Source organism: Planktosalinus sp., from assembly GCF_059864935.1.
In genome coordinates this window covers 1-6,250 of record NZ_JCBCCK010000301.1, presented here as the reverse complement: position 1 = coordinate 6,250, position 6,250 = coordinate 1, and the positions used below count along the sequence as shown (strand labels likewise).

The window sequence follows — 6,250 nt, the reverse complement described above, 5'->3', positions numbered from 1 at the left end:
TAAGTTCAGGACAACTTTACGGCACAACAACTTGTGGAAGATGTACTCATCAACAGCCCTTGTGCCAATGTATCCAATTTTACAGCAAGCGGGTGGGATCAATTTCCCAGTTATGGTTATTTTTCGGCCGGCACAAGTAATTTCCCTTTTGAAGATGGTATTTTACTCACAACCGGAAAAGCGGTTTCAGCCATTGGACCAAACAATACATTGCTCAGTGAAGGCACTACTTCCTGGCTGGGTGATATTGATTTGGAACAAGCCATAGGTGAATCAAATACTGTAAACGCCACAGTACTGGAGTTTGATTTTCTTCCCATAGCCAACAAAATCATATTTGAGTATATCTTTTCTTCAGAACAATATTTTGCCTATACCAACCCCAACCAATGTAATTTTTCGGATGGTTTTGCTTTTTTACTCCGTGAAGCCGGCTCTCAAAATCAGTATCAAAATCTGGCGGTAGTACCAGGCACCAGCATCCCGGTTAAAATCACGACCATCAGGGGCGAAGGCACCATTTGTCAGGCTGCAAATCCGCAGTTTTTTGATGCATATAACGGTATGCAACATCCCACGAATTACAACGGACAAACCAAAATTCTTCGTGCCGAAGCCCTTGTAAACCCCGGAACTTTGTACCACATTAAATTGGTAGTAGCAGACCAGCAAAACCCCTTCTATGATTCAGCAATTTTTTTAGGTGGCGGAAGTTTTTCAGTTGAAAACGACTTGGGCACTGATAGGCTCCTGGCTAGCGGAAATCCGGTGTGTTTTGGTGAGTCTTTGGTATTGAATGCCACTTATGCAGGAAATAACCAATACCAATGGTTCAAAAACGGAACAGCCATTCCCGGTGAAACAAACCCCACTTATACCGTGACTAAAGAAGGTTACTATGAAGTGGAAATTGAAATTGAAAACAATTCCTGCAACATCAAAGGGTCTATAACCATTGAATATGCTGATGCTATACTATTAAATGACTCTACTTTAATTCAGTGCGACGAAGATGAAAGTGGAATTGCGGTGTTTAATCTTTTCAATGCATCTGAGCAAATAACAGACGGCGATAACAGCCTTCAAGTGACTTCTTTTTTTACCTCTATGGCTAATGCACTTAACAATGTTTCCCCCATTCCCAACCCAAATTCATACATCAATACTACCCCAAACCAGACGGTATATGCACGTGTAATGTCCCCCCTAGGTTGCACTTCAGTCGCGCCACTTACTTTATCGACCATCACTAATTTTATCGACCCCATTGAACTGACAGAATGTTCATTTACTGACAACCCAAACCGCGCTGAATTTAACCTGAACCCCGTTTTTGCTGAAATCCAAAACACCTATGGAACCGATATTGACGTGAGCTTTCATATTACCCTGAATCATGCGCTTCAAGGAGTGCAGGCATTGCCCTTTCTTTTTACAAATACAATTCCCGGCTTTCAAACTATTTATGCAAGGTTAACTAACGATCAGGACTGTTTTGGCATTTTACCCATTTATTTGGCCGTGGTTCCCACACCTCAATTTTCAGGTGAGAATGAGCTTATTTATTGTCTGGACACCTATCCCGCAAAGATTTTACTTTCATCCGGTGTCACCGGAAATACTTCAAATTTTAATTTTTTATGGAGTACAGGTGACACCACTCCCACAATTTCAGTAAACCAACCTGGTATATACAGCGTTGAAATAAGCTTTTCACAAAACCAAAACGGCCAAACTTATACCTGTTCCTCTACGAATACAATCACGGTCTTAGGTTCAGAAATTGCACAACTCAGCTATGAGTTAAGTGGAAACTTTGGAAACCAAAGCATAACTATTAATGCAAATGGCTCAGGTGATTATGTGTATGCCCTCAACAACATCAACGGCCCCTATCAGGAAAGCAATGTGTTTGAAAACCTCAATAGCGGCATTTATACGGTTTACGTCAAAGATCTTAACGGATGTGGAATTACCAGTATTAGAGTATTTTTGGTAGGTTTTCCAAATTATTTTACACCAAACGCTGATGGGGTTAACGATTACTGGACCATTAAAGGCATCAACCCGAGCAATAATTTTATTGAAAATGTAGTCATTTTTGACCGGTATGGAAAAATCCTTCACCGGATGGATTTCAACACTTATGGCTGGGACGGTACTTATCGCGGACGGCCTTTGCCTTCTTCAGATTATTGGTTTTTAGCCACTTTTAAAGATGGCAGTACTTACAGAGGACATTTTACGCTTAAGCGATAGATTTTCACTAATTTTGGTTGCCAATCGGCGAAATCCATTACAAAAGCAGCAATGAAATTTAAACTTGTATCAGATTTTAAACCCACCGGCGATCAACCACAAGCCATCAAGGCACTGGTTGAAGGCATCAATCTGGGTGAAAAATACCAGACCCTGTTGGGCGTTACCGGAAGCGGAAAAACATTTACGGTGGCCAATGTGGTGCAACAAGTTCAAAAACCTACGCTCGTTTTGGCGCACAATAAAACCCTGGCTGCGCAACTTTATTCCGAGTTTAAACAGCTTTTTCCGGAAAATGCTGTTGAGTATTTTGTTTCCTACTATGATTATTACCAGCCGGAAGCATACATTCCATCCAGTGGCACTTACATTGAAAAAGACCTTTCCATCAATGAAGAAATAGAAAAAATGCGTTTAAGCACTACCTCATCCCTACTTTCAGGAAGAAGAGATGTGCTGGTTGTAGCTTCGGTTTCTTGTTTGTATGGTATCGGAAATCCGGTGGAATTTCAAAAAAATGTGATTTCGCTGAAAAAAAACATGGTGATTTCTCGCACTAAATTACTCCACAGACTCGTTCAAAGTTTGTATTCCAGAACCGAAGCCGAATTTTTCCACGGCAACTTCCGCATCAAAGGTGACACGGTGGATGTATATCCAAGCTATGCTGATGATGCTTTCAGAATTCATTTTTTTGGAGATGAGATTGAAGAGATTGAAGCTTTTGATGTAAAGACAAACAAGGTTATTGAAAAGTATGAACAACTCAATATCTATCCGGCCAATATGTTTGTTACCTCCCCCGACGTGTTGCAAAACGCCATTAAGGATATTCAGGATGATTTGGTAAAACAAATAGACTATTTCAAGGAAGTGGGCAAACATCTGGAAGCCAAACGACTTGAGGAGCGCACTAATTTTGATTTGGAAATGATTCGCGAGTTGGGGTATTGCAGTGGTATTGAAAACTATTCTCGCTACCTTGACGGAAGGTTACCGGGTACAAGACCCTTTTGTTTACTGGATTATTTCCCTAAAGATTATCTAATGCTGATTGACGAAAGTCATGTGTCGATTCCGCAAGTGAGTGCTATGTATGGCGGTGATCGATCCCGAAAGGAAAACCTTGTGGAATATGGTTTCAGATTACCTGCTGCTATGGACAACAGACCGTTAAAGTTTGAAGAATTTGAAGCCTTGCAAAATCAGGTGATTTATGTGAGTGCCACTCCAGCTGATTATGAATTGCAAAAAAGTGGTGGTATTTATGTGGAACAAATTATTCGCCCAACGGGATTGCTCGACCCACCGATTGAAGTAAGACCCAGCTTGAACCAGATAGACGATTTGATTGAAGAAATTCAGCTAAGGGTAGAAAAAGATGAGCGTGTTTTGGTGACCACCCTTACCAAAAGAATGGCCGAAGAACTTACCAAATACCTCAGCAGAATCAATGTGAGATGCCGTTATATACACAGTGATGTGGATACATTGGAACGCGTTGAAATCATGCACGATTTACGATTGGGGTTGTTTGATGTGCTAATTGGTGTTAACCTCTTACGTGAAGGACTCGACTTGCCGGAAGTTTCTCTTGTAGCCATCCTCGATGCTGACAAGGAAGGATTTTTGAGAAGTGAGCGCTCCTTGACCCAAACTGTTGGGAGGGCTGCAAGAAACCTTAACGGAAAAGCCATCATGTATGCCGATAAAATTACGAGGAGCATGCAGGCCACTATCGACTCAACCAATTATAAACGGGAGAAACAAACAATTTACAATCTGGAAAACAACATTACACCCACACAGATTAAGAAAAGTTTGGAAAATGCTCTGGCTAAACCAAAGGTGAAGGACTATTCTATTGAAGAATTGATAGTTAAAGCTGCTGAAGAGGCCGGCGAAAATTATGAAACCCGTCCTCAACTGGAACAAAAAATAAGAGATTCAAGAAAATTAATGGAGCAGGCTTCCAAAGATTTAGACTTTATTCAGGCAGCAAAATTCAGGGATCAGATTAAAATTTTACAAAAAAAACTGGAGGCTGTAATCTAATTTTATTTGCTTTCGTTAAACTTCTACTAAACCCCCACTATTTCTTGTGAAATGTTAAAATTGAACGTATTTTTATTGAATTAACAACGTTAAAACCATTTATTATGAACATTTTAAATTTAGATAAAGAAAAAACCAATAATACTGTCAATCAGCTAAATGTACTTCTAGCCGATTTTCATTTGTATTATCAAAAACTGAGAAATTTCCACTGGAATATCGTTGGGAAAAGTTTTTTTGACTTACATCTCAAGTTTGAAGAAATGTATGACGATACCAAATTGAAAGTTGACGAAATCGCAGAGCGTATTTTAACTCTGAGGTATCAACCCACCAGCAATTTGAGTGAGTATTTAAAACTCTCTAACATCAAAGAGTCTAAAGCCACATTGAGCGACGTAAAAATGATAGATACCTTGATTGAAGACCACGCCATTTTACTCAAGCAAATGAAAATAGTGGTCAAAGCTGCAGATGAAGCCGGTGATGAAGGCACCATAGACCTGATTGGTGCATACATCAGAGAGCTTGAAAAAACAACCTGGATGCTCGATGCCTGGAGAATGAAGTCAACAGACAATCATCCTAAAGTCTAATAAAAAACTTATATTTAGGCCAACCAATTCGTATGTTTAACAGCTTTGATTTAACAGACGCTCTGGACAAGTTAGTTGATAAACTTTCCGGATGGGGAGAAGGGTTTATCCTTAAAGCCCCCAATTTTATTATTGCCATAATTGTATTTATACTGTTCTGGCAAATCGGTAAATATTTAAGCCGTTTTATCAAATCTGTGCTCTTAAAAAGGGTTGCACAGGAGTCTGTTAAATCGATTATTGCCAGGACTTCTTTTATAATAGTTGTATTAATTGGCTTTTTCATTGCGCTGGGCATACTTGATTTAGACAAGGTGCTCACCTCAGTACTTGCCGGTGCGGGTGTAGTAGGTTTGGCTATAGGTCTTGCACTTCAGGGAACTTTAAGCAATACTTTTTCGGGAATTATCCTCTCATTTTTACCCAACATTAAAATTGGCGACTATATAGAAACCAACAATCACGCCGGTAGGGTGATTGATATCAACCTAAGAAGTGTTACCATATTGGAAAATGACAATAATTTTGTGGTGATTCCCAACTCCAAAATCATAGAAGCGCCTTTCAAAAACTTCTCCGGCACAAACAGGTCCAGGATTTTTGTTGAATGCGGAGTTGGTTATGAAAGTGACCTTGAATTTGTGAAAAAAGTGACCACAGACGCTGTTGCTGAAATCTTCAAGCAATATGGCAATGAGCAAATTGAGCATTTTTATACAGAATTTGGGGATAGTTCCATCAACTTTGTCATCAGGTTTTGGGCAGATGTCAAGGACAGAAGAGACATTTCAAAGGCACAAAGTGCTGCTATTATGGCAATCAAGAAAGCCTATAACGAAAACAGCATCAATATTCCTTTCCCCATCAGGACACTGGATTTTGCCAAAAACAAATTCCGTTCTGAGGTGATTACCATTAAAAATTCTGATGAACAAAATCCATAAGACCTCAAAATATAAAAGCTTGTTTTTAGGTTATTTTAAGAAGTTTTTCCGGTTGAGTTCAATACATTTGTAAAAAATTTAAAAAATCAAATTATGAGATTTTTGAGTCTACTTTGTGTTCTAGTTATTTTTCAATCCTGCAGTGATAATTCAACAACCTTAACTTTTACCGGAAGCATTCCCGGGGCTGAGGATGGTTCAAAGGTTTACTTCCAAAAATTAAATCAAAACGGTCAACCTTTTGACATAGATACTATTGTTATAAGAGGTGGAAAATTCAGTTTTGAAATTGAAAAGAGCAAAGAATCTCAATTGGGTTTATTAAATTTTCGAAATCTCAATACCACTTTGATTTTTTTCCACGACACTAAAGACGTTGAAGGTAATTTTGATTTA

The 6,250-nt window shown here is 39.1% G+C and carries 5 protein-coding genes and 1 pseudogene; all 6 read left to right on the top strand.

Annotation, left to right across the window (positions count from 1 at the left end):
- Window positions 1–21 precede the first annotated feature (21 nt).
- Window positions 22–708, top strand: a pseudogene (locus tag AC6F75_RS09875) (choice-of-anchor L domain-containing protein); the annotation flags it as partial.
- 60 nt (window positions 709–768) lie between these two features.
- Complete coding sequence (locus AC6F75_RS09870; protein ID WP_500714862.1) at window positions 769–2,259, top strand: FIDD domain-containing protein; 1,491 nt, start codon at window positions 769–771, stop codon at window positions 2,257–2,259.
- A 51-nt stretch (window positions 2,260–2,310) separates the two neighbouring features.
- Window positions 2,311–4,314 (top strand): excinuclease ABC subunit UvrB, encoded by a 2,004-nt coding sequence (uvrB, locus tag AC6F75_RS09865; RefSeq protein ID WP_500714861.1) that lies wholly within the window; start codon window positions 2,311–2,313, stop codon window positions 4,312–4,314.
- A 104-nt stretch (window positions 4,315–4,418) separates the two neighbouring features.
- Entirely contained in the window at window positions 4,419–4,910 is a 492-nt protein-coding gene (locus AC6F75_RS09860) for a ferritin-like domain-containing protein (RefSeq protein ID WP_500714860.1), read from the top strand.
- Between the two features lie 32 nt (window positions 4,911–4,942).
- Complete coding sequence (locus tag AC6F75_RS09855; protein ID WP_500714859.1) at window positions 4,943–5,854, top strand: mechanosensitive ion channel domain-containing protein; 912 nt, start codon at window positions 4,943–4,945, stop codon at window positions 5,852–5,854.
- A 93-nt stretch (window positions 5,855–5,947) separates the two neighbouring features.
- A partial coding sequence (locus AC6F75_RS09850) for a DUF4369 domain-containing protein (protein WP_500714858.1) occupies window positions 5,948–6,250 on the top strand: 303 nt, incomplete at its 3' end.

Bases quoted from the DNA above. Each gene is read 5' to 3' on its own strand.
- AC6F75_RS09855 (WP_500714859.1), top strand. From the start codon at position 4,943: ATGTTTAACAGCTTTGATTTAACAGACGCTCTGGACAAGTTAGTTGAT.
- uvrB (WP_500714861.1), top strand. From the start codon at position 2,311: ATGAAATTTAAACTTGTATCAGATTTTAAACCCACCGGCGATCAACCA.
- AC6F75_RS09860 (WP_500714860.1), top strand. From the start codon at position 4,419: ATGAACATTTTAAATTTAGATAAAGAAAAAACCAATAATACTGTCAAT.